The organism is Kordia aestuariivivens, assembly GCF_014397005.1.
GTDB classification, from domain to species: Bacteria; Bacteroidota; Bacteroidia; order Flavobacteriales; family Flavobacteriaceae; genus Kordia; species Kordia aestuariivivens.
This window is the reverse complement of the sequence record NZ_JACGWS010000004.1, coordinates 240,124-266,110: the sequence shown is the minus strand read 5'-3', so window position 1 is coordinate 266,110 and position 25,987 is coordinate 240,124. Positions and strand designations below refer to the sequence as shown.

Below are 25,987 nucleotides of genomic sequence, written 5' to 3'. Positions count from 1 at the left end.
AAAAAAGAAGTCCATTTTGAGAATTAGAAAATTTGCTGCCATTGACATTGGATCAAATGCTATACGATTGTTAGTTGCAAATGTTATAGAAGAAGAAAATAAAAACCCGAAATTCAAGAAAAGTTCGTTAGTACGTGTGCCAATTCGTTTAGGGCAAGATGTATTTACGAATGGTAAAATTTCACCTCATAATGTTGAACGAATGATTAATGCAATGAAATCATACCGTTTATTGATGGATATTCATGGCGTAGAAAATTATATGGCATGTGCAACTTCCGCAATGCGCGAAGCTAAAAATGGAGCTGCAATTCTCGAAAAAGTAAAGAAAAAAGCTGGTATTTCTATTGACATTATTGATGGAAAACGAGAAGCTGAAATCATTGCATCTACTGATCTTCATGATGTTATTGAAAAAGAAAAAGACTATCTATACGTAGATGTTGGTGGAGGAAGTACGGAATTTACCATTTTCTCAAACGGAAAAATAAAAATATCACGATCTTTTAAAATTGGAACGGTTCGTTTGCTAAACGAAATGGTTACGGATACAGATTGGAAAGAAGCCGAAAAATGGATTAAGCGAAATACTAAAGATTTAAAACGCCTTTCGCTGATTGGTTCAGGTGGAAACATCAACAAACTCTACAAAATGTCGGGCACAACCATTGGTGAGCCATTATCGTATATTTATCTAAATGCGCAATACCAATTCTTGCAAAGTCTTACGTATGAAGAGCGAATTTCTGAATTAGGATTAAATCCAGATAGATCTGATGTTATCATTCCGGCAACCAGAATTTACCTTTCTGCTTGCAAATGGAGTGGCGCTCGAAAAATTTATGTACCAAAAATTGGACTCTCAGATGGTATTATAAAGACATTATACTTCGAAACATCGAAAAAAGAGAAATCGGCATCGAATATTTTAAGTTTTTGATCCTACAATATTTACATTTAGCAGGATAACTAAAATAAACAGATATCATTTTGCAATTCAGGGTGTTGTATATTACTAACAATCAAATTGCAAATGCTATTTAACCAAAATAAACAATATAAAATAGACAGATGAAAAAATTACTATTACTTTCATTTTTGATGTGTAGTTTGGTTGCACTTTCGCAAGAAACCGAAACAACAGATACAGACGCTAAACCCGAAAAAATCGTAAATGTAGATACAGAAACTAGATATGGTTTCAAAGTAGGAATCAATATCTCTAATTATAGTGGAACAAACCTCGATGACATTGCTGATGGTTTAAACGATGCTAGAATTGGAACCGTAGTTGGTTTTTTTGCAGACATTCATCTCGTGAACAAATTACGTTTTCAACCAGAATTTTTATACTCTGCACAAGGTTCAAAAGAAAAAGAACTACGCGCTGATTATTTACAAATTCCGTTAATGCTAAAGTTAGAATTAACAAATGCATTAAACATTCAAGTTGGACCGCAAGTAGGTGTTAAAGTACACGAATTTGAAGATAATTTCAAAAACTTTGATTTTGCTGTCAATGGTGGATTTGGATTAGAAATATTAGAAAATGTTTCCATAGAAGCACGTTATAGTTTAGGTTTAGCGGATATGTTCGATGAAGAAAGAGCGCCAAATATAGAAGGGAAAAATGCCGTAATTCAAGTTGGTGTTACGTATAGACTGTAAACTCGTTCCCGCGTATGCGGGAATCTCTTAGATTGTTAGACTTGTTAGATTTATAGAGATACAAAACAAAAAAAAGCATCAAACTAAAATTTTCAGTTTGATGCTTTTTTATTTCTAAAAGCGCAGCGCGTCTAAAAATCTAAACCTTAATAAACTTCCTCATATAGGTTTTACCTTTTTGTGCAATCTTTAAAAAGTAAACGCCAGCTTTTAAGTTGCTTACATCAACGTTGGTGTTTGCTATAGTTTTTTCAGTAATAATCTCTGTTCCAACCATACTATAAATAGCATACGTTGTACTTGAATCAACTGAACTTCCTGAAATATATAATAGATTCTTTACAGGATTTGGATATAACTTTAAAGAGTTTTCAGTAGCATCAATAGATTCCGTTGATAAAACTTGTCGTCCGTACACCAGTTTTTCACCTAACAAATCTATCATTGTTAATGATTCATCCGTAAGATTAATAGTGTAGTCGAAAAAATTGGTTGTATCGTTTCCTAAAATTCCTAAATAAACAGGTTCAAAAGTATCACCATTACACATTACTAATGTTTGTGTAAAGAAATTAATATTAATAGAAGCGTTGCTGTTACTTAATGCATATTCAGCAGTAAATGAGTTGCAAGTGCTATCGCCAGAAGCGGAATCAAAACTGCCAGGATTGGTGAAATTAACAGGAATTACATTTCCAGTTGGAACATACATTGTTGAACCACTTGTTTCTACATAATGTAAAAACCATTGTCCTAGAAGATCAGGATCAGTTTGTGCTTGTGAAGTATAACCTAATAAAAGTAGTAAAATGGTAGTGTAAATTTTTTTCATAACATTATAATTTGATTGGTTTTAACCTTACAAATATATAATAGTTATGTGACACAATGTGGCAGAAGAAACCACTATTCTCAAATTGTTGCTCGTGATTTATAAATTTGAGGCAGTATTTTCAAAGAAGTCCAACAAGTCTAAAAGTGAAGCAGTCTAATATCTATAAGCAAAGCGTTCCAAGAGCGCAGCGAGTCCAGATCACCCGTGCATCGTTTCCTTAGTCCCTAAATCTTTCATAATCTCAGCTTCAAAAGCTAACAAAGCTTCCCATTTTTCATCCACTTCAGTTCGCTCGCCGTATTGTCTGGCAAAACCTAAAAACATTGTATAATGATTGGCTTCACTGACCATTAGGTTCTTATAAAAAGTAGCCAATTCTTGATCGCTGATATGTTCAGATAATAACTTAAAACGTTCGCAACTTCTGGCTTCAATCAGCGCAGCGTATAATAATCGGTGCACCAATTGTGTCGTTCTGCTTCCGCCTTTCGGGAAAAATTGCAACAACTTTGCTACGTATTCATCCTTTCGGTCGCGTCCAAGTGTCCAACCTCTGGCAAGAATTCGATCGTGAACCATTTTAAAATGACTGATTTCTTCTTTCACCAACGCAATCATAGCTTCCACTAACTCAGAATATTCAGGAAAACTGACAATTAAAGAAATTGCCGTACTCGTTGCTTTCTGTTCACAAAAAGCATGATCTGTCAAAACTTCTTCAATATTTTTCTCTGCAATATTTACCCAACGCGGATCGGTTGGCAATTTTAAACCTAACATCATTTTTCTTAAATTTCTAAATCAAAATCTCTACGTAAACGTTCTACCAAAGGATTAATTTCTTTTAACTTTTCGTATTTATCACGTGTGGTAAACGCATATTTCTTTACCGTCAATTCATTTACGTCAATTTCGAGTGAAACATCATAATTGTTGAGTTCTTTACGAACATATTCCAATAATGGATATTGTGCACGCTCTATCTCAATTCGCATTGTTTCATTGGGCATTTCGAGCGTAATAGTTGTTTCATCTTTCAACGTTGGAGTATCCGTAGCTAACAAAGAAGACATAATTTTTTCGCCTTTTTTGTCCAATCGCGCAATGTAAGCGTTCCAAACTTCTTGCATGCGTTCTTCCGTAAAAGCATCACTCGGCAAATCTTTTTTATCAACAACTCTATCTTGTTGTTTTTTTAAATGTTCTTGTTTTGCTTTAATGCTTGCCAGCGATAAACCAGAAATCTTATCGCGCATCATGGAAATATTAATCTTTGGTTTTTCGGGTGGAGCGACCACTTTTTGCGTTGGAGTTTCTACAACTGTTTGTGGAGCTTCAACTTCCGTTTCCGCTTCAATTTTTTGCGTTTGTGTTGCTGGAGAAACTTCTGGAGTTTTGATAATTGGATCAATTTTTTTACCATTGACCAAGAAAAAAGTAGCAGGAATTATGAACCGTTTGCTATTTTTTTTTTCTCCATCATAATTGATAGAGGCAAGTTGCATCAAACACAGCTCTACTAAAAGCCGTTGATTTCTACTTGTTTTATATTTTAGATCACAATCGTTTGCCAGTTCAATTCCTTTCATCAGAAACTGTTGTGACGTTTTTTGTGATTGTTCTAAATATTTCTGTTTTGTTTGATCGCCCACTTCGAGTAATGCAATCGTAGTTGGATTTTTACAGACTAATAAATCTCTAAAGTGTGAAGCAATCCCAGCAATAAAATGATGTCCATCAAACCCTTTTGATAGGGTTTCGTTGAAATCTACTAATAATTGCGGAATGTTATTGGTTAATATTAAATCGGTTGCCGTAAAATATACTTCGTAATCGAGTACATTCAAGTTTTCGGTAACCGCTTGTCGTGTGAGTTGTTTTCCAGAAAAACTAACCACTCTATCAAAAATAGATAACGCATCACGCATAGCGCCATCTGCTTTTTGTGCAATAATATGCAAAGCATCATCATCGGCTTCTACACCTTGACTTTCGGCGATATATTTTAAATATTCTTTTGCATCTTTTACGCCAATTCGTTTAAAATCAAAAATTTGACATCTTGATAAAATCGTTGGAATAATTTTGTGTTTTTCGGTCGTAGCCAGAATAAAAATGGCATGTTTTGGCGGCTCTTCTAAGGTTTTTAAAAACGCGTTAAAAGCTGCTTGCGACAACATGTGAACTTCATCAATGATATACACTTTGTATTTCCCCACTTGTGGTGGAATCCGAACTTGTTCTATAAGACTTCGAATATCATCTACTGAATTGTTTGAAGCGGCATCGAGTTCAAAAATATTAAAAGCAAAGTCTTCATCAGGATTTTCAGTACCATCTTGATTGATCTTTTTTGCCAGAATCCGCGCGCAAGTTGTTTTTCCAACACCTCTTGGGCCGCAAAAAAGGAGTGCTTGCGCCAAGTGACTGCGTTCTATGGCGTTCTCTAACGTATTGGTAATCGCTTGTTGACCAACAACATCCTGAAAGGTTTGTGGTCTATATTTACGAGCTGATACGATGAAATGTTCCATAGAATTAGGGTAATCTTCTTAAGGCAAATATAGCAATAGAATTCTAATGAAACATCCCCAACAGCGAGATTGTTCTTCTTTTTTATTAACAGTTTTTGGTGTATAATTTCAAATTAAAAAAACAATTCAAAATTAGTCAATAACTTGTGGCAATAGCAAACAAAAGTGTACTTTTGCTGTGAGCAGGCTACCTTATCGCTGCTTCTTTCGAGAAGGAGAGGAAAGTCCGGACACCATAGTGCATTGTAGCGGATAACATCCGTCCGTCGTAAGGCGAGGACAAGTGCAGCAGAAAGTATGTACAGGTAATGCTGTAGTGAAACCAGGTAAACTCTACGAGGTGCAATGCCATGTAAATGAACGCTTGAGGGCGGCACGCTCGATGTTCAAGGGTAGGCAGATAAAAGTTATGAGTAATTGTAATTTTAGATAAATGATAAGGCTCGACAGGATCCGGCTTACGGCCTGCTTTTTTAATGAAACTCAGTTTTGAAAAGCCTATAAGGCGCATTCAAAACTGTAAGTTGAATTAATCCCGCTACATAGCGGGATCTCATATTTCATTTAACATTTTAACTCAGTTTTGAAAAGCCTATAAGACGCATTCAAAACTGTAAGTTGAATTAATGTCGCTATAGAGCGATATTTTTTTATTTCGGGAATACTAGATTGTAGGAAGGTTATTTTTTTCTTGAGCTTATAAGTAACTTTAGCTTTTTGCTAAGTGGCATAAAAAGAAGAGAAACGCTTCAATTAAATTTGAAGAAAACTTAGTATTAACTTAATAATTCACATATGAAAAAATGATACAAATTTTTCAGCGATTTCTCTCCTTAATCTATTTATGCACTAACACTCAAATTCTAAATTTTAATAAACTAATTATTATAATGTAAATGTAATCAGGTTTTTATGAATATGATATAAAAAACATATATACTTTGTAAGGTAAAACCGTATTAGTTACATGTCAGTATAAATCAAAAGCCTTCAATTGAAGGCTTTTTATAAATCATCTTTTTCTTATAGCATAAGTCAAATCATTTTTTAGCAAAACCACGATCCACTAAATGGATCATAGCAGTTAAAGCATACACCATTTTGACAAATTTGGTCAATCGTACAATCAGATTGTGATTCACATTGTTTCTTTAGTCTTCTTATTCCGCCTAAGATTTCTTTTTGCGAAGATTTGTTCAATTCAGCGACTCCTTTTAGGTTTAAAATGTTTTTTAGCATCACATATAAATATTAGTTAGGTTGTAAATGTAAATAATCTAATTATCAGATGGTTACGGTTAGTCCGTACTTGTACTATTGTATTTGAATTTTAACTTTTGAGGATACGGTTATATGTAGTAAAGTATTTAGGCTAATACGCTTGTTAACTATTTTCAACGCTCTTACTTAAAAGCAACTTCTGAAAAAGGTATATTTATTGATAAGATTATTAAACAGTAAAAAAATATAAGCCAACAAAAAACACGCTAGCTAGCGTGTTTTTTGTTTCTATACTTTAGAATAATTCGTTATTCTGCCATGGTGTGATATACGTTTTGTACATCATCGTCTTCTTCTAGCTTTTCTAAAAGTTTTTCAATATCAGCAGTTTGTTCTTCGTTTAACTGCGTGGTAACTTGTGGAATGCGTTCAAAACCAGAAGATAAAACTTCTAATTCACGGTTTTCTAATTCTTTTTGGATGTTTCCAAAACTTTCAAAAGGTCCGTATAACAAAATACCATCATCATCAGCAAAAACTTCTTCTACACCAAAATCGATAAACTCTAGTTCTAATTCTTCAGGATCTTGTCCTTCTGACGGAATTCGGAAGTTACACGTATGATCAAACATAAATTCAACCGAACCTTGTGTGCCTAAATTCCCATCACATTTATTAAAATAACTACGTACGTTTGCAACGGTTCTATTATTATTATCCGTAGCGGTTTCCACCAAAATAGCGATTCCGTGCGGCCCGTAGCCTTCAAACAATACTTCTTTATAATTGCCAGTATCTTTATCAGAAGCTTTCTTTATAGCGCGCTCAACATTGTCTTTCGGCATGTTGGCAGATTTTGCATTCTGAATGACAGCACGCAATCTTGAATTCGTCTCAGGATTTGGTCCGCCCTCTTTTACAGCCATGACAATATCTTTACCAATACGCGTAAAGGTTTTTGCCATTGCTGACCAACGTTTCATTTTTCGTGCCTTTCTAAATTCAAATGCTCTTCCCATTATGCTCGTTCTTTTTATTTTTACAAATATATAAGTTGAACTCGTTTAAACTTTTTTTATTTGCTAAAAAATTGCTGTTTTCAGTGCTATTTTTGTCTTTTTCTCACTCCGTAGCCCAGCTATGTAACTCAAAAAATCCTTCAACAACAGTAAAAATTTCTAATTTTCGCTTAAATCCTAAAAGTATAAACGAGTTTATAGTATTATTCTTTTGGAATATGTCGGCTTAAAAATTTTGCAGAAGCTTCATTCCATTGATTAATAATTTTTGTGCGTTCTTTATTTAATTGTTCGTTTGCTTTATTGAAACTTACAACGGCTTTGTTCATATCCTTTACCATTGCATTATACTGATCAATATCTTTTTGGGTACGTTTTTTTGCTGGTTTTTTATCAATCGCATTTTTAATTGCATCAAATTTTTCATTCAACAAGAAAAATTCTACCAGCTTCGGAATCTCGTTTTTTGTTTCGTTTAAATAAAATTCTAAGGCTTTTTTTGTTGCTGCTATAACAGAAGGATCATCTTTATATAACGTGATAGTATCAAGCGTTTTCAAACCTTCTTCTGCAAATGTTTGTAATGCGTTTGCGTTTTGTTGAATGGCACTGATATCATTTGAAGATAGCGCGCTCAGCATAAAACGTTCCTGAATATTACTTTTAAAAAACACTAAATACACTTCATTTTTATGGTCAAAAACTTCGTTAGAAATTTTCATCTTTCTACCCAATTCAGTTTCCGATTCAATCAACTTAATATTGTTTCTCGCGGCATAGTCTTTTTGTGAACTTTCATAGGTTTCCTGTGCTTCTTGCATGCGTTCATCTGCCAACTTTTGCGCCAAAATATACGCTTCCATAAAATCATACGATTGCTCGGCAACCTCTTTCATATCAACGATTTTGGCATAATCGTTCTTTAAGATGTTTGTGCGCAAATCCATATATTCCAGAATTTGTTTTTTGAATGCATCTTCGCCTTCAAAGGGTTTTGCTCTTTTTATTTTGATGACAGCACGTTCATAAGATTTTAATAAACGTTTTCGATCGCCTTCAATCTTTCGAGGACTTTTACTATGCGCTACAGATTTGGTATAATTCCATGAACTTTTACTAATCTTTCTATTTTCGTTTCCAATAAAACTTAGATATTCGTTCGCGTTTTTAAAATTTTGCGCAGTTGTGGTTTGAAACGCTAGAACACAGCAAAATACAAGTATGATTTTTAAGTAATTTGTTTGCATAAATTAATTGGCTAATTGTTTTATATAATCTGAAATGATGCGATATGTTTCTTCAATCTCATGATCGGTTTCAATCCCTTTTATTGTGTATGAATTCAATTTTGCTTTGTCTTTATTGTAAGCTAAAATTTCTTTGTAATCTTCCAAATTGACTACTTCAAACGTTTCATGTTTCATCTCAATATCATCAGTTTTGTCAAAAATTGCATTGAAAGCATCTCTATCTTTTTTAATACTTTCCACAGATAAAGACAATTTTCGTTCGTTATTCAAGTAATTCAATAGGTTTGAATTGATATTTTTAATAGTTTTGGAAGCTTTATTTTTTTCGTTTCGTGCCATACTTTTCGTGCGCAAACTTCCATAATCTGCCGCTTCCGGAATTTTGAAATAAACATTTTTTAAAACCGTATCATTCTTGATAGAAGTCGCATTTGTGTTTTCGTCATTTTCCAAGCCAGCATACAAACTCGGAAACTCAATATCAGGTTCAATTCCTATTGCTTGATGTGAATTTCCTTTGAAACCGTACATTTTTTCAATGGTAATTTTGATAAAACCTGCTTCATTTTTCAACGGAACAATTTGTTGAATGGTTCCTTTTCCATAGGTTTTACTGCCAACAATAATCGCTCTGTTATGATCGCGCAACGCGGCAGCAATAAACTCAGAAGCAGAAGCACTTCCGTTGTTGAGTAAAATAACCAACGGCTTTTTAAACAATGTTCCACGATTAAAATCTTTAATGATCGTTTTCTTATTACTTTGATCGCGGTAAATGCCCAACGGACCTTTGTCAATGAACATTCCAGCCAAATCAATCGCTTGTTTCATAGAACCGCCACCATTTCCACGCAAGTCTAAAATTAACCCGTCAATATTTACGGCATTCAATTTAAAAAGTTCTTTGGCAATATCGTTGGCACTTCCAAAACCGTAATCGAGATTTGTATAAAAACTAGGCAATGAAATATAACCAACATTGTGTTCGCCTTTTAGAATAAAACTATTAACGGCATTGGCTTCAATTTTTAAATTTTCTTTTTTGAGAACGATGGTTTTGTTGATATTCTTCTTATTCAACACTTTAATCGTAATCGTTTGATTGTTTTCGTCATTGATAAAATCATACAGATTAGATAATGACAAACACGTTGTGCTAATTGTATTTTCGTCCGCACTTAATGAAAGCACCAAATCACCAGCGTTGATTTTCTTTTCTTTCCAGGCAGTACTTCCTGTTTGCAAACCTGAAACGACAATTTTTCCGTCGCTATTTTTTGAAAACCAAACACCAATGGAACTCGTTTCCGTTCCGATAGAATTCATAAAAGTAGCATTGTCCGTTGGATCAAAATAACTACTATGCGGATCAAAATAGGAGCAAACCACATCTAAAAACGTAGTTTCTATATAGGATGAAATTCCATTGACAGCTTGCAGTTTATCTAAAACGTAGCATTTATTTTCAGCAATTACTTTCTGTTTTAATTGCCCTTTTATTTTTTTGAAATTCGCAGGATTTGACAACGATAAATAATCACCAATAATATCAATTCGGATCTTTTTTGACCAGCGTTTTTGCAATGTTTTTGGCGTATTTGAAAATTCAGCATTATCATTTAAACTTCCATAGGTAACTGTATCTTTTCCAGAAAAATCAAGCCTGCTTTTTTCAACCAGTTCAATAGATTTTTGCGCTAGCTTTAGTTGTGTTTCGTACGATATTGCTAAATCATTTATAAAATCACATTCGCCATTCAATAAATAATCGTCTAGCTTTGTTTTTAAAGCTGCCAACGCTTCAATATCTGCTGCTGAATAGAACATGCGTTTTTGATCCAATCGTTCAAATAGTGTATTAAAAACATACGTAGAAAAGTCGTCATCAATAGCTTTTGGTTGATAATGATTCTTTTCAAGCATATCCAATACCAGTGCTGATTTTGCGCAAAAAGTCGTGTCAGTTTGTGCATACGCAGTGGTACTAACAATAAGAAATAGGATGCGTATAATTTTTTGCATGAAAGCGAATAATAGATTTGTAGTGTGCGAAGTCACGAATTTAACGAATCTTTTTATTTTAACGTAAGAATGTGTTTAAAAAGCGATGGATTTAAGACGCATTTTTTAAGAAAATCATTAAGTAGTGATTTGTTCTATTTAAAAAGATACCAAATGATCACACCTAAACCGAAAAGAAAAACGACGAAGACTATTCTTTTTATAAACCTTTTGAAGTTTTTCTTTTTCAAATCTAAAAAGGATAATACGATGAAACCTAGTAACGAAAGACAGGTTATAAATACCAAAAACCATCCTAATAAATTTGGTGTATACACTGCAAATTTAAGTTTTTCAGGTAATAAGTAGAGAATAAAGCTTATGAGCAATATGGAATACCAAATAGTATTTACGGTTGTAAGTTTCATGATATGATTAAAAATAAGGTTTTCAAGAAATCTTACGGCGTATTTTTCCCAGAAATATAATCCAACGTATCTTCATTGGTCGTTGCCAAATGTTTTGGAAGCTTATTGTCTTTGGGTAAAACGGCTAAGAAACGATCAAAATTGGATGTATATACATTCTTGAACAACGGTTTTTCAACGTCCATGCTTTTCAAGATTTCGGTGAAAAATTCATCATGATGAACCAAATCTTCAGCGCCTAGATGAAAGATGCCACTTTTACGTCTGTTGATCATGTAATGAATTTGTTGTGTCAGTTTCTTATCTGAAATCGTATTCATCACTAAGTTCGGAAAAACTTCAATCGGTACTTTTTCTTGTAAACATTGCTTTATTTCCAAGATTCGTGGCGAATTGTTCCCGAAAACCATCGGCAAGCGAATGATCGCGTATTTTTTCTGCGGCAAACGCATCAGCATATTTTCAATCCGGATCTTTAATTTTCCATAAATACTTTCCGAAAGTGTCTTATCATATTCATACGAAGGATAACTGCTATACGCATCAAAAACATTTGCAGAAGACAAGAAAATCAATTTACACGGTTTTGTTTTTACATATTCAGTGAGGAAAATATGCGCTTCTATTTGCGCTGCAAAATCACCACGCAACGCCGAAATGATAATGGTAGGTTGTACTTGCAGGACAATTTCATCAATACCATCATAATCTAAGTCATAGCGAATAAAATGCGCATTTTCAGCAAACGATTTGTTGCTGTAAAACGTCCCGTAAACGTCAAAATAGGAGCAAAGTTCTTTATAGATTGCTTGCCCTATATATCCGCTTGCACCTAATATTAAAATTTTATTCAAAAGTAGTTGTTATTTCTTATAAAAAGGAAGTTTTACTACTTGCGCAGGAACTCTATTTTTACGAATTTGAATGTAAATGTGACTTCCAACATCAGTAAAAATAGTTGGTACATAACCCAATCCGATTCCAACGCCCATAGAAGGTGACATGGTACCCGAAGTTACGTTTCCTATTTTATTTCCGTTTCCGTCAACAATATCATATCCTTGTCTTGGAATTCCACGTTCTTGCATTTCAAACGCAACTAATTTACGTTCAACGCCAGTTCTTTTTTGAGCTCTAAGCGCTTCAGAATTTGTAAATTCTTTTGTGAATTTCGTAATCCAACCCAAACCAGCTTCAATCGGAGATGTTGTATCATCAATATCATTTCCATAGAGACAATAACCCATTTCTAAACGGAGCGTATCTCTTGCAGCCAAACCAATCGGCTTAATTCCAAAAGCAGCACCAGCTTCAAAAACGCGTTCCCAAACTTCGGCAACATCTTCGTTTTTACAATAAATTTCAAATCCACCAGAACCAGTATAACCAGTTGCAGAAACAATAACATTTTCAACACCAGCAAACTTTGCAATTTGGAATGTGTAGTATTTTATATTTGATAAATCAACTTCCGTTAATGCTTGCATTGCTTCCACTGCTTTCGGTCCTTGAATTGCTAATAACGAATAATTATCAGACACATCTTTCATTTCAGCACCAACATCATTATGACTCGAAATCCAGTTCCAATCTTTTTCAATATTTGAAGCATTTACCACTAAGATGTACTTTTCTTCGTTCACTCTGTAAATGATTAAATCATCTACAATTCCGCCATCATTATTAGGCATACAGCTATATTGTGCTTTTCCGTCGACCAATTTGGAAGCATCATTTGTACCAATCTTTTGAATCAACGCCAATGCATTTGGTCCAGAAATTACAAATTCTCCCATGTGACTTACGTCAAAAACACCAACGCCGTTACGAACCGTTTCGTGTTCAACTTTAACACCTTCATATTGTACGGGCATATTATATCCTGCAAAAGGAACCATTTTAGCACCTAATGTTCTGTGAATTTCTGAGAGCGCTGTATCTTTCATCTGTAGTTTATCTTAATTTGATTGCGAATTTATGAAAAATAGGGATAAAAAAATGATGATTTTCTGCTTGATTCTTAATTTAACATGAATTCTATGTATTTATAGTAATTATGATGTTTGTTGGATGCTGTTATTTTGATATGTATTTTAAAAAACCACTAAGCTTTCGCAAAGTGGTTTGAATGTATTTTAAATAAGGAACTATTGTTTTATGCTATTTTTTGAATCTTATATAATTTATAAAATAAGGTAGGTAAAAATCCAAGATTTAAAAGCACAAAGCCTAACAGCATTAATTTTCCTGAATAGGGCCAATGAAAGAATTCAAACATGATACCTGTACTTAGCGTAAAAAAAGCTAAAAAGCCTAATAGATAAACTGCATTTTTCATTTTTTGTTGATTTTAGTGTTCGTATTAAGATTGATAATTAATTATTGACTGCTTGTATTTGTTGTAAAATAATATAGGAAGATAGATGAATAGTAGCACTGAAAGCCCAGCAAGAAGCGCAATATTTGCATACGGCCATTCAAACATTTTAAAAATTAATCCTATTGAAAATAGTAAAACCATTGCTAAACTAGAGAAGTATAAACCTCGTTTCGTTTTTAGAATTGTTTTGGTATATAGAAGCTGCTTGGTTTCTTTTTGCAACAATTTTATATTGTAATATCCGCCAAGTTTATGAATCGCTTCTTCATAGGCGGTTTTAAAATCAGTATGATTTGACGTTTCAATAGTGGTACAAATATGGTCTATAATATCTTCTTTTATATCCTTATTTTTTAGACCGTTAAACGCTAAACTGTTAGAGATAAATTCAATTTGATCGTCTGTTAAATTCATTCTGCAAGAGTTTTAGGATTAAAAATTAGTGTCAGCGTTTCAATAAAATCATTGATTTCATTAATTTTTTCAGCAATTACTTTTTTACCAGTTTTGGTCACTTTATAATACTTTCTTACGCGTTTACCTATATATACTTTTTCGGTTTCTAAAACACCTTGATGTTCCATTTTGTGTAAAATAGGATAGAGTCCACCTTCGCTAATATCAATTTTTCCAACGGTTAACTCTTTTACCTTTTGGGTTATCTCATATCCGTACATTTTATCACTATCGTTCAAAAGCTTTAAGATGATTGGTAATAAGGTGCCTTTTGTTAATTCTTTGCTATACATAGGGCAAATATACATTTTATTAAAATGTATTCAAATAAAATGCTATTTATTTTTTGAAGCATAAAAAAATCACTTCTTTTTGGGAAGTGATTTAGGAGTATTTTGTCAACTATAATTTTTAGAATTTCTTATTCCATTAAAAACTTTTTCAAGCCTTCATAATCCGTAATAAAATGTGCTTTTTTCTCTTTGTGCATAATCTGTTGAATCTGCTCAGGAATAGCTATTTTACGACTCAAGGTCGATTCTACTGTCGGTAAAAATTTGACAGGATGTGCAGTTTCTAGAAAGATGCCGTACGCATCTTTTAAATCGTAGTTTTTCAAACCTAAATAGCCAACAGCGCCATGCGGATCAGCAATGTATTTCGCTTTATCGTATAAGGATTTCATGGCAATTTTTGTTTCCGCATCTGAAAAACTATACGACGAAAAGTGCTTTTTGATCGTTGCCAAATCATTATCATACAATTCTTGAATCCGAATAAAGTTACTCGGATTTCCAACGTCCATTGCGTTTGAAATCGTTGCAATTGATTTTTTTGGCGCATACACTCCAGCTTCCAAATAGTTTGAAACAGTATCGTTTACATTCGTAGCTGCAATAAAATGTTGAATTGGTAAGCCTAATTTTTGCGCCATAATTCCAGCACAAATATTTCCAAAATTTCCACTCGGAACAGAAAATACTAAGTTTTTATTCTTTTTATGCATCGCTTTGTATGCAAAGAAGAAATAGAACATTTGCGGAAGCCAACGTGCAATATTGATAGAATTTGCAGAGGTTAATGTACGTTCAATTTCAGCATCTAAAAAAGCAGTTTTGACCATTTCCTGACAATCGTCAAAAACGCCATCAACTTCCAATGCCGTAATATTTTGACCAAGTGTTGTCAATTGTTTCTCTTGAACTTCACTAACTTTTCCACTTGGATATAGAATGACAACATCCACACCTTTAACACCTAAAAAACCATTGGCAACTGCGCCACCTGTATCTCCAGAAGTTGCGACTAAAACCGTTACACTTTCGTCTTTATCACGATTAAAATAACCCAAACAACGCGCCATGAATCGTGCACCAACATCTTTAAATGCCATGGTTGGTCCATGAAAAAGTTCTAAGGTTCCAATGTTTTCTTCAATTGGTACAATAGGAAAATCAAAACTCAAGGTTTCAGCAATGATTTCTTTTAAAATAGATTTCGGAATATCATCGCCAATAAATTGTTGAATCGCTTCAAAGGCAATTTCTTCATGCGAATAGTCACTAATATTTTCGATAAAATCTTCAGATAAAGGTGTAATGTTTTCTGGAAAATAAATTCCTCTATCGGGCGCTAATCCTCTAATGACAGCTTCTTGAAAAGAAACTTTTGGAGCGTTATGATGTAGACTGTAATAGTTCATTGTTTTTTGTTTTCTAAGCTTTTAGTCGTTTGCCTTTAGTTGTTCGTTTTTTTAAGATATCTCGACTACGCTCGATATGACATTCTTGAATTCAAATAATAAGCAACACTTTTGCATTTAAAATTTATATTTTTAAAGCACTTCTCGATACTAATTTGTTTCACAAATTCACTCGAAGTGACGTTTAGTATTTAATTTTGACCTAATACCTAATACCTAATACCTAATACCTAATACCTAATACCCGATAATCCGACAACCTTCCACATTCACTTTTGAAACATGAATGTCATAATCAATGTTGAGTTTTTTATAGGTTTCTGCCATGGTTTTTGCTACTTTTTCTGCCATTTCTTTGCCTTTGCTTAGCGCGAAAATAGAAGGTCCAGAACCTGAAATTCCAGCGCCTAATGCGCCACAAGCGATTGCGTTTTCTTTGACTTCACTAAATCCAGGAATTAAAATTGCACGTAATGGTTCTACAATTTCGTCATGCAATGATCTGCTGATGAGATCGTAATCAGACGTATATAATCCACTTATTAAACCGCCTAAGTTTCCAATTTGGATGATCGATTTTTTTAAGGAAATCGTTTGTTTTAATACTGAACGTGAATCGGACGTTTTGACTTCAATTTGTGGATGAATGACCGTTGCGTACAATTCACTTGGCGTTGGAATTTTGATCAAATCCAACGGTTTGTAACTTCTCACTAAGGTAAATCCGCCCAAAAGGGCAGGAGCAACGTTGTCTGCATGTGCTGTTCCGCTGGCGAGTTTTTCTCCTTGCATGGCAAATGGAACAAGTTCTTTCATCGAAAATGGTTTTCCAAGCAATTCATTCATGGCAAAAACAGTTCCTGCCGAACTTGCCGCGCTGCTTCCAATTCCGCTTCCAGCTTTGATGTTTTTATAGATTTCAATTTCAAAACCGTGATCGAGATTTAGCTTTTTAAGCATTGCCAATCCAGCAACGCCAGCAACATTTTTCTCCGTTTCAAGTGGTAAATCTTGCCCGACTAGCTTTGTGATTTTAATCCCTTTTTCAGCCGTTTTCCGAATGATCATTTCGTCACCAACCGTATCTAAGCAGAGTCCGAGTACATCGAATCCACAAGAGACATTTGCAATGGTTGCTGGTGCGAATATTTTTATTTCGTTCATTTTTTTATTTTTAGCTTTTGGCTGTTAGCCTTTTGCTTTTTTTACTTTAACCACGAACACTGAGCTTGTCGAAGTGTGATATTTGTAATTAATATATTTATACTTTTTAAGTATCTCGACTGCGCTCGATATGACATTATTTTAATTCAAAATGTATAGTTCCTAATGAATACTTTTACATTTAAAATTTAGCATTTAACATTTTGAGTTTAAAACTTCCCAACTCTAATCACATCTGCAAATATTCCAGATGCAGTTACTTCAGTTCCTGCACCAGCACCTTTTATTTGTAATGGTTGCATCACATAGCGATCGGTGAAAAATAATACAATATTATCACTTCCTTCTAAATTATAAAAAGGATGATCTGCAGGAATGTGTTGCAAACCAACTTTTGCTTTTCCATCTTCAAACGTTGCCACATATTTTAAGCGACAGTTTTTATCGTTGGCTTTTTTGTAAATTTCTTGAAAATGAGCTTCATATTCCGTGAGTGAAGCATAAAAATCTTCATTGTTGTCTGTTGCTAATGTTTTTTCTGGAAGAAACGAATCGTTTTCTATTTCTTCTAATTCCATTACATACCCACTTTCGCGTGCGAGAATTAGAATTTTACGCGCAACATCAATTCCGCTTAAATCAATTTTTGGATCAGGTTCTGTGTAGCCTTCTTTTTGTGCTTGCGCCACCACATCATGAAATGTATTTTCATTGCTAAAATTGTTAAAGACAAAGTTTAGACTACCCGAAAGTACGGCTTGTATTTTGTGTACACGATCTCCAGAAGCGATTAAGTTTTTAAGAGTGTCAATGATTGGTAATCCTGCGCCAACATTCGTTTCAAATAGAAATGGTGCATTGTATTTTTGTGAAACTCTTTTTAGTGTTTGATAGTTGTCATATTCAGAAGCACAGGCAATTTTGTTACACGTTACAACTGCAATATTGTTGCGTAAATAATGCTCGTATACTTTAGAAACGTTATGATCTGCCGTGATGTCAATAAAAATACTGTTTCGCAAATTGAGTGATTTTATCGTTTCGTGAAATTCCTCCAAACTTGCTTTGCTTCCTTTGGCTAAATTGTCTTTCCATTTGCCCAAATCAATGCCTTCTTCCTCAAAATACATGGTTCTCGAATTCGAGATTCCAATAACTCTGATGTTTAATTTTAATTGCTTGATTAAGTATTCATGTTGTTGTTTGATTTGTGCTAGGAAGCGTTCACCTACGTTTCCAACACCTGTAACAAACAAGTTGAGTTGCTTTCTTTTTTCTTCAAAGAATTCTTCATGCAATGCATTTAATGCTTTTTTTGCATCTTCACTGTTGATAACCGCCGAAATGTTTTTTTCTGAAGCTCCTTGCGCAATCGCTCTAATATTGACATTGTTTTTTCCGAGCATGCTGAACATTTTACCGCTCAATCCTTGGTGATTTTTCATGTTTTCACCCACCAATGCAATAATTGATAATTGTTGCTCTACGAGAATTGGGTCTACTTTTTTAGAAATAATCTCATAGGCAAAGGTTTCATCCAATGCTATTTTGGCGCTAGAGGCTTCTTTGTCGTTAATTCCAATACAAATTGAATGTTCGGACGAAGCTTGCGTAATTAGCACAATGTTTATTTTTTGCGCTAGTAAGGTTTCAAACAATCGCTTTGAGAATCCTGGAATTCCGATCATTCCGCTTCCTTCTAACGTAAGTAATGAAATGTTTTCAATGTAACTGATTCCTTTGACCGCTTGTTGTTTTCCGTTTGGATTTTTAGTAATTCGTGTTCCTTCTTGTTCAGGATCAAACGTATTTTTTATAAGAATTGGAATTTCCTTATGTAATACAGGTTGAATCGTTGGCGGATAAATCACTTTTGCACCAAAGTGCGATAATTCCATCGCTTCTTGATACGAGATTTGCGGAATTGGGGTTGCTTGTTTTACAATACGTGGATTTGCCGTATACATTCCGCTTACGTCTGTCCAAATTTGTAATTCTTTTGCGTTTACGGCTGCTGCAATGAGTGCTGCTGTATAATCAGATCCGCCGCGTCCAAGTGTTGTGGTTTCTCCATTTTCCGTTGCTGCAATGAATCCGGGTAAGATGACAATTTGCTTTTGATTGTTTTCAAAATACGACTGACAGTTTTTATGTGTCAACTTCATGTCAACTTGTGCATTTTCGTAGCTTTCTGAAGCGATGATGAGTTCACGACTATCTTTATAAGTACTATCAAGTTTACGAACTAACATGACTTCCGAAATGATATAGGAAGATAGTAATTCGCCAAAACTAGCAATAGTAGCCAATGTTTTCGGTGTTAATTCGCGCAGCAAAAAACAACCTTCAAAGAGCGTTTCTAAGTAATTTAATAAGCGTTTTGTGTGACTTATTATGCTGCTTTGTTCCGTAACAGGAATTAAGTCTTTGATTACTTGAATGTGTCTATTTTCAATTTCCTGCAAGAGTTCTCTGAAATATTCATCTTTTATTGCAGCGAGTTCAGCAGTTTTTAATAGCATATTAGTGGTATTTCCAAAAGCAGAAACCACAACGGCTATTTTTTCATTTTGAGATGCTTTTGTAATGATATCAATTACTAAGCTTATATTTTGCGCATTGGCGACAGAAGTACCGCCAAATTTAAGTACGTACATGAGTATGGTTTTGAATGATTAGTGCTGATTTTTTAGAGGTGTTGGTCTATTTTTTTTGAGATTTTTTTTTAATTAAAAACCCTATGATTACTACCGCAGCTAATAAATATAGTAATTTTCTATCTGTCACTGCTTCGATCCAATTTTTATCAAAAACAATCATATTAATCAACGTAGCGATAGAATACCCAACTAAAATTCCTAGTGATATTTTAAAGTTTTTGTTTTTGTTTGACATTATTTTGAGATTGAATGAAATATACGAACACCGATTGGTAATAAATAGCTAGACCCCAAACGGGGTTCTCGTAGCAATTATTCCAGTTGTATAAGAAACTGTAATGCTATTTGGGAAAGTTAAAATGTTTGCTACTAAACGCATGTTTTGTGTGATGATGTTATTCAAAAGTATTACTTTTATGACCATAAACAAACTATATATTTATTTTTCACGGATGCGTAGTGAAAATACCTTTTTTTTAGAAATGCGCTAAAAAAGCATCCTGAAATACAAAGAATTTCATTAAATATGTAATGCTTTGCACAAAACATCGGATACATGAAGATATATTCAGCAGATCAAATCTACGAAGCGATCAATAGTACGATTGAAAAAAACAACACCACGTCTAATGAACTCATGGAATTTGCAGGAACCCAACTTTTTGATTGGTTTCATACGCGAATGCAAGGTGCGCAAGTTCCTATTCATATTTATTGTGGAATTGGAAATAATGGCGGTTCAGGTTTGGTGTTAGGACGGAAATTGTTGCATCACGGATATAATGTACATGTGTATATTGTGAATTTTAGTGATAAACGCACGAAAGATTTTTTAATTAATTATGATCGAATTAAAGAATTTAAAGTGTGGCCACGATTGTTAAGTTCGGGAGAAGATTTTCCTGAAATGGATAAAGAAGATATTGTGGTAGATGCAATTTTTGGAATTGGTTTGAATCGTGAAACATCTGATTGGGTAAAGAATTTAATTAAATATATCAATGCTTCTGATGCGTATACGGTTTCGTTAGATGTTCCTTCTGGATTGTATCCAAATGATGCACCTGAAGATAAGGAAGCTGTGATAGAAAGTAATTTTACATTGACATTTCAGGCACCAAAACTGAGTTTCTTTTTACCAGAAACTGGCGTGTACATGCAACGATGGGAAGCGATAGATGTTGGGCTCGATCCTGAATATTTGCAAACAACAAATACTGAAGTTCAGCTAATTGATACTTTAGAAGTATTACCATTATATATTCCACGAGAGAAATACGCACATAAGGGAACATACGGACATAGTTTGATTATTGGCGGAAGTTTCGGGAAAATGGGCGCAGTTACCTTGGCAAGTTCGGCATGTTTACGTGTCGGAACAGGATTGATTACCGCGTATATTCCTGAATGTGGTTATACTATTTTACAAACCTCATTGCCAGAAGCAATGGTTATTTGTGATGAAGGTGAAAAAAATATTGCAAAGATTCAGTATGCTATTGAACCAAAATCCATTGGTATGGGAATTGGCATGGGAACAGATGCCGTTACGGTAAAAGCACTGAAAGCATTTTTGAAAACGAATACAACACCTTTGATTATTGATGCTGACGCATTGAATATTTTGGCAACCAATAAAACACTTTTAAAATCAGTTCCGAAAGGTTCTATTTTGACACCACATCCAAAAGAGTTGGAACGTTTGATAGGCGAGTGGACAGATGATTTTGATAAGATTGAAAAAACAAAAGCATTCGCTAAAAAATATGATGCAGTTGTTATTATTAAAGGTGCAAATACGATTACCATTTACGATAATCACTTATACATTAATAATACAGGAAATCCGGGCATGGCAACTGCGGGAAGCGGCGATGTGTTGACAGGAATGCTAACCGGATTGATTTCACAAGGATATGATGCTCTGACGGCTGCTATTTTTGGGGTATATTTGCATGGAAAAGCGGGTGATATTGCGTTAACTGGTTTAGGGTATCAAGCGTTAACAGCAAGTGATATTATTGACCATATTGGTGATGCGTATTTGGATTTATTCAAGGAACCAGAAGAACCATCTGCGGAAGCGGAAGAGAATAGATGAGTTTTATTCAAATAAAATCAACAAATACTTATTGAATAATATTTAAAGTACTGAAAATTAAATTTTACTTTAGTTCGTGTCATTTCTATCTTAAATTAAAGAACTCATGAAATGAATCATTTGCTTGCCAAATGTGAATTCGGCGAAGCCAATCTTCGATTTCGTTTTCTTTGCTCGCACAAAGAATACTGAATCAAGTTCAGCACAGGCTTCAACAAAAGAAAGTGCGCTTTTAGTTCATGCATTTATATTTTAAACTAAGGTATTCATGAATGTAAACATTTCCAGAGGTATTTTTAATTTTTCTTTTATTGAAAAACTAAAACCGCTATTGAATTTTATATCGAACTCAGATTAATAAGCATAAAAAAATCGCTTTGAATTATTTTCAAAGCGATTTTTTTATTTGTTAATGTATTGAAATTTATATTTTCAACTCATTGAATAATTTTATTAATTTAGGACTTGATGGTCTTGGCGCATCTGCGTTTACAATATTACCATCTGGACCAATTAAGATAAACCTTGGAATACCTCTTATTTCTAAAGCTTGTACAAAATCAGATTTCCAACCTTTGTCAGATAGCAGTTGAACTCCTCCTAGTTCTTTTTCTGTAACCATCTTTTTCCATCCTTCTTTGGCAGCAGCAGCATCACCTCTGAAACCTCTTCCATCATCAACAGAAATACTTACAAACTCAATGTTTTTATCATGATACGTTTTCTCAACTTTTTTAAGCGAAGGAATTTCTCTTATGCATGGTCCACACCATGTTGCCCAAACATCAATATATACATATTTCCCTTTTAAATCTTTTAAAGTGGTGTTACCTCCTTTATGATTTTCAAAATCAAATTTAGGAGATGGTTTTCCTGTAAATTTTGCAAATTGGGCTATTCTTGCCTTGGATTGTTTTTTGTAAGATGTATATGATTTTAAGATAGCTCCTTGAAATGTACTAAGACTTTTTTGCTCATTTGCGAGTAGTGTAGAATCTAAGTTCTTGTTCTTATCTAGAAAAGCGACTAATTTTGAATGAATTATAGCTGTCTCTGCTTTGAAAGCTTCTTCTTCCATATCAAAAAGACTTGGAGGATATAAGTTTTCTTCAAACAACGCTTTTTGTGCGATATAGTTGCTAGATTCAGATCCATTACCTGTATAAGAAATACTTTCGTCGAATTCTTTTGTATTTAAAGACATCGTAATATCATACCCATTCTTTAAGTACAGACTACTTGATTCACTACCATCGTAAAATCCGTAAACACCAGCATTAACTTTTAAAGTATCTTTAAAAGTGCCATCTTCATTTACTTTAATCGTTTTTGAATAAGTACGCCCTTGATGTATGAATAGCGAATCACTGTTTTTGTTTTCAATTTTTCCAGAAAGTGTCACATAATCTTTCGGAACTTCTGGTTCATTCTCACATGAGAAGATTGCAAATGCGGCAACCAATAATAGTATTTTTTTCATTTTTTCTAATTTTCTAAGCTTAGCAATTATATTTTTAAGTCGTTGAATATTTTAATCAACTTTGGGTCTGAAGGTCTTGGTGCATCTGGATTTACCACACCACCATTAGGGTCAAGTAAGATAAATCTTGGAATTCCACTTACCATATATTCATTGGCAAATGTTTGATCGCCACCAAAATGTAATTGAATACCACCTAATGATTTATCAGCTACCATTTTTTGCCAAGCATCTTTGTTTTGATCTACAGAAATGCTAACAAAGGCAATCTTTTTACCATGATAAGAAGTTTCAATTTTTTTCAAGGAAGGAATTTCTTTGATACAAGGCCCACACCAAGTTGCCCACATATCAATGTAAACATATTTTCCTTTTAAGTCTGCCAAAGAAGTTTTTCCACCTTTGTGATTGTCGTAATTAAATGTTGGAGAAGGCGTTCCTTTTGGAAATTTTCTTTTGATAGCGCTAATTTCACCAATGTATCCTTTAAAGTAGTTGATCATTGGATCAATATCTTTTAAGGAATTGCTTATTAAAGTACTGTCAACTTCTTTTTGTGAGTTTAAATAAGTTGTTAATTCGTCTTTGATTTCGACCATTCTTTTTTCAAATCCTAATGAATCTAAACTACTCAGCTTATCTATATCTAATATTTCTTCTGATTTGCGTCTGCTTTCTATCAAGAAATTACTATGTACTGAACCTTTTCCAGTAAATTTTACCGTCTCATAAAAATTTTCAGCATCAGCTGTAAGGTTGATATCAAAATCATTTTTTAGATACATGCTAAGTCCTTCATTTCCATCATGTACATTATGTACACCAGCTACAACTTTTAAAGTATCTTTAAATGTACCATCGTCATTAACTTTGATCGTTTTTGAAAAAGTTCTAGTACGAACAATGAGCGAGTCACTGTTTTTATTTTCAATTTTTCCAGAGAACGTCACATAATCTTTCGGAACTTCTGGCTCATTTTTACATGAGAAGATTGCAAATACAGCAACTAATAGCAATAATTTTTTCATTTTGACAAGATTTGTTTGCTCAAATTTAAAGGATTCTTTTTTTAATCAATAAATTATTAACAATTATTTGGTTAATACAGATTGAATTTTGACTTTTGAAAGATAATTTTACAACAACATCATGGTACACGAAATAAGTTCACAAATCTTAGATATTACAGATATTCAAGAGCTGTTACATTCAAATGTAAAACTCGCGCTATCTGAAACTGCTACGACTAAAATTAAAGCTTGTCGTGAATATTTAGAACAACGTTTAAAGGATCAAAAAGAACCTATTTACGGTATAAATACAGGTTTTGGTTCGTTGTGTAATGTGAAAATTTCGGATGAGCATTTATCCAAATTGCAAGAGAATTTAGTAATGTCTCATGCATGTGGAACTGGCGATCGTGTCCCACAAGAAATTGTAAAGTTAATGTTGTTGCTCAAAGTACAATCGTTAAGTTATGGTCATTCAGGCATACAATTAGTAACTGTGCAGCGCTTGATTGATTTTTATAATCATGATATTTTACCTGTAGTTTTTGAGCAAGGTTCACTTGGAGCTTCTGGAGATTTGGCTCCTTTGGCGCATTTGTCATTACCATTGTTAGGAAAAGGAAGTGTATACTATAAAGGAAAAGAAGTCTCGGCTGCTGAGGTTTTGGCTGAGTTAGATTGGCAACCTATTGAACTGAAAGCTAAAGAAGGATTGGCATTGTTAAACGGAACACAATTTATGAGTGCGTATGGTGTGCACATGCTTTTAAAATCCTATAAATTATCGTACTTCGCAGATTTCTTTGCAGCAATTTCACTAGAAGCTTTCGATGGAAGATTGGAACCTTTTAATGATTTAATTCATTTAATTCGTCCACACAATGGACAATTGAAAACTGCCAAAAGAGTTCAGGGATTTGTTGAAGGTAGCGAATTGATTTCACAAGAAAAGAAACATGTACAAGATCCGTATTCTTTTAGATGTGTGCCACAAGTACATGGTGCTACAAAAGATACGTTGGCATTTATAAAGAAAACATTTGAAACAGAGATTAATTCGGTAACGGATAACCCAAATATTTTTATTGCTGAAGATGCTATTATTTCTGGTGGAAACTTCCACGGACAACCGTTGGCTTTGGCGTTGGACTATTTAGCTATTGCAATGGCAGAGTTAGGAAATATTTCTGAACGTAGAACTTTTCAATTGGTTTCTGGACTAAGAGATTTACCAGCTTTTTTGGTGAATAATTCTGGATTGAACTCTGGATTTATGATTCCACAATATACAGCAGCAAGTATTGTAAGTCAGAATAAACAATATGCAACACCTGCAAGTATTGATTCCATTGTTTCGTCAAACGGACAAGAAGACCATGTGAGTATGGGCGCAAATGCAGCTACAAAGGCTATTAAAGTTGTTGATAATGTAGAGCGCGTATTGGCAATTGAGTTATTGAACGCTTCGCAAGCATTGGTATTTAGAGCACCATTAAAAAGTTCGGAATTTATAGAAACCTATTTGCAAATGTATAGAGCAGAAGTTCCGTTTGTAGATGAAGACAGAGAATTACATATTGCAATTAGTGATACTTTATCGTTTATGCAAAATATAAATGTTGAAAATGAAGTATTATTCGATTAAAATTATAAGTGCGATGTTGCCCAAGTAATTGCTTCTGGAAGCGTTTTGAAGATATTCATGGGTTTAACGAAAAAGTGCTTTTCAATTTTAATATTATGACTGTCTATATATTTATCTGAAACGATCGCAATTGCTTTTAAGTTTTCAATTTCAAGAACTTTTAAATACATCGTTGGATCAACTGCATACGAGTTTTTTCTGATTGTGATATATGCAAACGGTTTTTTTGAAAAATGTTCATTTTTGATGTGAAGAATTTCTATAATAGAATCTAAATTTAGCGTAATACCTTCATTCAATTGTGCAATCATATAGTTTTCATATACTGCTACTTCACCTATCTGTAAGGTATATTTTTTAATATATGAATCTTTATTTTCGTTAGTTATTTGCACTTTTTCTTCTTTAAACTAAAGATAGTTTTTTTTAGTTT

General features: G+C 33.7%; 23 protein-coding genes and 1 other RNA gene. 5 read left to right on the top strand and 19 right to left on the bottom strand.

The window, feature by feature from the left end; translation table 11 throughout:
* The first annotated feature begins 13 nt into the window (after nt 1-13).
* Nucleotides 14-940: a Ppx/GppA phosphatase family protein gene (locus H2O64_RS08565; RefSeq protein ID WP_187561891.1), complete on the top strand. Its 927-nt coding sequence runs from the start codon at nt 14-16 to the stop codon at nt 938-940.
* Nucleotides 941-1,071: 131 nt separating this feature from the next.
* On the top strand, nt 1,072-1,668 hold the full coding sequence (locus tag H2O64_RS08560) for a porin family protein (RefSeq protein ID WP_187561767.1): 597 nt from the start codon (nt 1,072-1,074) through the stop codon (nt 1,666-1,668).
* 139 nt (nt 1,669-1,807) lie between these two features.
* On the opposite strand, the gene H2O64_RS08555 is transcribed toward H2O64_RS08560, so the two are convergent.
* From H2O64_RS08555 to H2O64_RS08545, 3 genes are all read right to left on the bottom strand, one after another.
* The gene (locus H2O64_RS08555; protein WP_187561766.1) at nt 1,808-2,500 is read right to left on the bottom strand and encodes a T9SS type A sorting domain-containing protein; all 693 of its coding nucleotides are present in this window, start codon (nt 2,498-2,500) and stop codon (nt 1,808-1,810) included.
* A 201-nt stretch (nt 2,501-2,701) separates the two neighbouring features.
* Nucleotides 2,702-3,283, bottom strand: coding sequence for a tRNA-(ms[2]io[6]A)-hydroxylase (gene miaE, locus H2O64_RS08550; protein ID WP_187561890.1), 582 nt, complete (start codon nt 3,281-3,283; stop codon nt 2,702-2,704).
* 8 nt (nt 3,284-3,291) lie between these two features.
* A complete protein-coding gene (locus H2O64_RS08545; protein ID WP_187561765.1) occupies nt 3,292-5,037 on the bottom strand; it encodes a DNA polymerase III subunit gamma/tau in 1,746 nt (581 codons plus the stop codon).
* 179 nt (nt 5,038-5,216) lie between these two features.
* Here H2O64_RS08545 and rnpB point away from each other — a divergent pair.
* Nucleotides 5,217-5,513, top strand: an RNA gene (gene rnpB / locus H2O64_RS08540) — RNase P RNA component class A.
* Between the two features lie 571 nt (nt 5,514-6,084).
* Here rnpB and H2O64_RS08535 read toward each other — a convergent pair.
* The 13 genes from H2O64_RS08535 to H2O64_RS08475 all read right to left on the bottom strand — a co-directional run bounded on the left by H2O64_RS08535 (nt 6,085) and on the right by H2O64_RS08475 (nt 19,553).
* Nucleotides 6,085-6,276, bottom strand: a complete 192-nt coding sequence (locus tag H2O64_RS08535; RefSeq protein WP_187561764.1) for a Dickkopf N-terminal cysteine-rich domain-containing protein — start codon at nt 6,274-6,276, stop codon at nt 6,085-6,087.
* Nucleotides 6,277-6,566: 290 nt separating this feature from the next.
* The gene (locus H2O64_RS08530) at nt 6,567-7,277 is read right to left on the bottom strand and encodes a YebC/PmpR family DNA-binding transcriptional regulator (RefSeq protein WP_187561763.1); all 711 of its coding nucleotides are present in this window, start codon (nt 7,275-7,277) and stop codon (nt 6,567-6,569) included.
* A gap of 203 nt (nt 7,278-7,480) precedes the next feature.
* Nucleotides 7,481-8,524, bottom strand: a complete 1,044-nt coding sequence (locus tag H2O64_RS08525; RefSeq protein WP_187561762.1) for a hypothetical protein — start codon at nt 8,522-8,524, stop codon at nt 7,481-7,483.
* Nucleotides 8,525-8,527: 3 nt separating this feature from the next.
* Nucleotides 8,528-10,549: a S41 family peptidase gene (locus tag H2O64_RS08520; protein ID WP_187561761.1), complete on the bottom strand. Its 2,022-nt coding sequence runs from the start codon at nt 10,547-10,549 to the stop codon at nt 8,528-8,530.
* A 439-nt stretch (nt 10,550-10,988) separates the two neighbouring features.
* Entirely contained in the window at nt 10,989-11,810 is an 822-nt protein-coding gene (locus tag H2O64_RS08515; RefSeq protein WP_187561760.1) for a sugar nucleotide-binding protein, read from the bottom strand.
* A 9-nt stretch (nt 11,811-11,819) separates the two neighbouring features.
* The gene (gcvT, locus tag H2O64_RS08510) at nt 11,820-12,902 is read right to left on the bottom strand and encodes a glycine cleavage system aminomethyltransferase GcvT (protein WP_187561759.1); all 1,083 of its coding nucleotides are present in this window, start codon (nt 12,900-12,902) and stop codon (nt 11,820-11,822) included.
* Between the two features lie 209 nt (nt 12,903-13,111).
* Nucleotides 13,112-13,294 (bottom strand): hypothetical protein, encoded by a 183-nt coding sequence (locus tag H2O64_RS08505; RefSeq protein WP_187561758.1) that lies wholly within the window; start codon nt 13,292-13,294, stop codon nt 13,112-13,114.
* A 24-nt stretch (nt 13,295-13,318) separates the two neighbouring features.
* Nucleotides 13,319-13,750: a hypothetical protein gene (locus tag H2O64_RS08500; protein ID WP_187561757.1), complete on the bottom strand. Its 432-nt coding sequence runs from the start codon at nt 13,748-13,750 to the stop codon at nt 13,319-13,321.
* Entirely contained in the window at nt 13,747-14,085 is a 339-nt protein-coding gene (locus H2O64_RS08495) for a PadR family transcriptional regulator (RefSeq protein ID WP_187561756.1), read from the bottom strand. The genes H2O64_RS08500 and H2O64_RS08495 overlap by 4 nt, the downstream gene beginning before the upstream one ends.
* A gap of 128 nt (nt 14,086-14,213) precedes the next feature.
* Nucleotides 14,214-15,494: a threonine synthase gene (thrC, locus tag H2O64_RS08490; RefSeq protein ID WP_187561755.1), complete on the bottom strand. Its 1,281-nt coding sequence runs from the start codon at nt 15,492-15,494 to the stop codon at nt 14,214-14,216.
* Nucleotides 15,495-15,731: 237 nt separating this feature from the next.
* Complete coding sequence (locus tag H2O64_RS08485) at nt 15,732-16,658, bottom strand: homoserine kinase (RefSeq protein WP_187561754.1); 927 nt, start codon at nt 16,656-16,658, stop codon at nt 15,732-15,734.
* A 209-nt stretch (nt 16,659-16,867) separates the two neighbouring features.
* Nucleotides 16,868-19,315: a bifunctional aspartate kinase/homoserine dehydrogenase I gene (gene thrA / locus H2O64_RS08480; protein ID WP_187561753.1), complete on the bottom strand. Its 2,448-nt coding sequence runs from the start codon at nt 19,313-19,315 to the stop codon at nt 16,868-16,870.
* Nucleotides 19,316-19,361: 46 nt separating this feature from the next.
* Entirely contained in the window at nt 19,362-19,553 is a 192-nt protein-coding gene (locus tag H2O64_RS08475) for a hypothetical protein (RefSeq protein ID WP_187561752.1), read from the bottom strand.
* Between the two features lie 321 nt (nt 19,554-19,874).
* Between H2O64_RS08475 and H2O64_RS08470 the strand changes: the two genes are divergently transcribed.
* Nucleotides 19,875-21,419 (top strand): NAD(P)H-hydrate dehydratase, encoded by a 1,545-nt coding sequence (locus tag H2O64_RS08470; protein WP_187561751.1) that lies wholly within the window; start codon nt 19,875-19,877, stop codon nt 21,417-21,419.
* 424 nt (nt 21,420-21,843) lie between these two features.
* Here the strand turns inward: H2O64_RS08470 and H2O64_RS08465 are convergent, their stop codons facing one another.
* Nucleotides 21,844-22,899 carry a TlpA family protein disulfide reductase gene (locus H2O64_RS08465; RefSeq protein WP_187561750.1) on the bottom strand — a complete coding sequence of 352 codons (1,056 nt, stop codon included), beginning with the start codon at nt 22,897-22,899 and terminating at the stop codon, nt 21,844-21,846.
* 26 nt (nt 22,900-22,925) lie between these two features.
* Complete coding sequence (locus H2O64_RS08460; protein ID WP_187561749.1) at nt 22,926-23,927, bottom strand: TlpA family protein disulfide reductase; 1,002 nt, start codon at nt 23,925-23,927, stop codon at nt 22,926-22,928.
* A 121-nt stretch (nt 23,928-24,048) separates the two neighbouring features.
* On the opposite strand from H2O64_RS08460, the gene hutH reads away from it, so the two are divergent.
* Entirely contained in the window at nt 24,049-25,554 is a 1,506-nt protein-coding gene (hutH, locus tag H2O64_RS08455) for a histidine ammonia-lyase (protein ID WP_187561748.1), read from the top strand.
* Nucleotides 25,555-25,556: 2 nt separating this feature from the next.
* Here the strand turns inward: hutH and H2O64_RS08450 are convergent, their stop codons facing one another.
* The gene (locus tag H2O64_RS08450; protein WP_187561747.1) at nt 25,557-25,949 is read right to left on the bottom strand and encodes an STAS/SEC14 domain-containing protein; all 393 of its coding nucleotides are present in this window, start codon (nt 25,947-25,949) and stop codon (nt 25,557-25,559) included.
* Nucleotides 25,950-25,987: the final 38 nt, after the last annotated feature.